2 protein-coding genes are annotated in these 2,234 nt (G+C 56.5%); both read left to right on the forward strand.

Annotation, left to right across the window (positions count from 1 at the left end; all coding sequences use genetic code 11):
• A partial coding sequence (locus AC1DH9_RS27755; RefSeq protein ID WP_477809195.1) for a basic amino acid/polyamine antiporter occupies positions 1–1,292 on the forward strand: 1,292 nt, incomplete at its 5' end.
• Between the two features lie 98 nt (positions 1,293–1,390).
• A complete protein-coding gene (locus AC1DH9_RS27760; RefSeq protein ID WP_103316140.1) occupies positions 1,391–1,936 on the forward strand; it encodes an Hsp20/alpha crystallin family protein in 546 nt (181 codons plus the stop codon).
• Positions 1,937–2,234 lie beyond the last annotated feature (298 nt).

Below are 2,234 nucleotides of genomic sequence, written 5' to 3' on the forward strand. Positions count from 1 at the left end.
TTGGCTGGTTGATCACCGGCGTCGGCATGCTGTCACTGGCACTGGTCTACCAAACCTTGTCCAACCGCCAGCCCGAACTGGATAACGGCGTGTTTGCCTATGCCCGCGCATTGGGCGGCGAATTCCTCGGTTTCAACTCGGCCTGGGGTTACTGGATCAGTGCCTGGATCGGTAACGTCAGTTACCTGGTGATTCTGTTCGCGGCGCTGAGTTACTTCTTCCCGCTATTCGGTGAAGGCAATAACAAAGCAGCCATTGCGGCGGCGTCGCTGGTGCTGTGGTCGTTGCACTGGATGATCCTGCGGGGCATGCGCACCGCAGCGCGGGCCAATGCCCTCACGACCCTGGCCAAGATCGTTCCGTTGCTTGTGTTTATCGGCCTGGTGATTGCGGCGTTCCAGCGCGAAACGTTCATGGTCGACTTCTGGGGCTCACCGGCGCTGGGCAGCACCCTGGATCAGGTCAAAAGCACGATGCTGGTCACCGTCTGGGTGTTTATCGGCATCGAAGGCGCCAACGTATTTTCCGCCCGAGCGGCAGAACGGGTGAATGTGGGACGGGCCACCGTCATCGGCTTTGTCCTCACCTTGTTGCTGCTGATTGCGGTGTCCCTGCTGTCACTGGGCATTCTCAGGCAACCGGAACTGGCCGCCCTGAAAAATCCTTCGATGAGTGGCGTGCTTGAGGCGGTGGCCGGCCCTTGGGGAGCGATGCTGATCAGTATCGGCCTGATCATTTCGGTCGGCGGCGCCCTGCTCGCCTGGACACTGCTGGCGGCAGAGTCGGTGTTCACACCGGCCAGGGAAAAGGTCATGCCGGGGCCGCTGGCCCTGGAAAACACCCATGGTGCGCCTGCCAATGCCTTGTGGATTACCAACGGCTGCATTCAGCTATTCCTGCTGCTGACGCTGTATTCGAGCGCCAGTTACCTGGCCCTGATCTCTCTGGCGACCTCGATGATTCTGTTGCCGTACCTGTTCAGCGGCCTATACGCGTTGAAGCTGACGTGGCAGGGCGCGACCTATGCCGGACACAAAGCCCTGCAACTGCGCGACATGGCGATTGCCTCGGTCGCAACCCTGTATTGCTTCTGGCTGTTATTCGCCGCAGGGCCGAAATACATGCTGCTCAGCGCCCTGCTCTATGCCCCCGGCTCACTGATTTACCTGGCCACCAAACGGGCTCGCCAGGGTCAAGCGCTGAACGGCTTTGAGTGGGGATTGTTGATCGTCATCTGGGCGGCGGCCGCTTTCGCCGGCTGGATGCTGTGGTCAGGGAAACTGGCCTTGTAAGGCCAAATCAATGAATGGATGTGTTTTTTCTCGAGGCAGGCACAGGTGTCCAAAACGTTTACAGCCCACCTCGACATAGCCAAAGAGGAGAACTGAAAATGGCCAATTCCGTGAAAAAAGTACCGGTTCATACCGAAAAAAAAGCAAGTCCGCTCCCAGCGACGACTGACCTTTGGCGTCCTCTGCAAAAACTGCGGGAACAGGTTGATCACCTGTTCGAAGACTTCAATCGAGGTCCTTTGGGATTATCGCCATTCAGCCGTGGGCTGTTCGACGTCGAGCCGCTTTTATCTCGTGAACTGATGGGTTACGGCATCCCTGCCGTGGACATCACCGAGAAAGATAAAAGCTTCGATATCACTGTCGAACTGCCCGGTATGGACCAGAAGGATGTCGAGATCAAACTGTCCAACGGCAGCCTGATCATCAAAGGCGAAAAACAGGAAGACAAGGAAGAAAAAAGAAAGGGCTATTACCTGTCGGAGCGTCACTACGGCTCCTTCGAACGGATGTTCAACCTGCCTAAAGGGGTCGACGCCGACAAGATCGAAGCGAGCTTCAGCAAAGGTGTGCTGAGCATATCGCTACCGAAAAAGCCCGAAGCCATGAAACCGGAGAAAATTGTGCCGATCAAAGGCAATTAAGCCGATGACCGTCCTCCTCACCTTGCCGGGAAACCGGCAAGTTTTTTTTGCATCGAACATTATGACTCCCCCCCCCAATTGGCAGCCCGTCTATCCACTTGCCCGTTCGTATGCCTGTTTTCTGATGTGGATCAGATTTTTCTCCTGAGCGACTCCTATTCTCGAATTGCCCCCACGATTGGGTAGACATCATGAATATCGACTCGGTAAAACGTTGCACGCTGATAGGGGCAATCCTGATCGCCACGTGCCTTGCATTACCGGCCAACGCCGACCGACACGGAGGCGGTCATATCGG

This window comes from Pseudomonas sp. 05T35 (assembly GCF_056396605.1).

Bases quoted from the DNA above. Each gene is read 5' to 3' on its own strand.
- AC1DH9_RS27760 (WP_103316140.1), top strand. From the start codon at position 1,391: ATGGCCAATTCCGTGAAAAAAGTACCGGTTCATACCGAAAAAAAAGCA.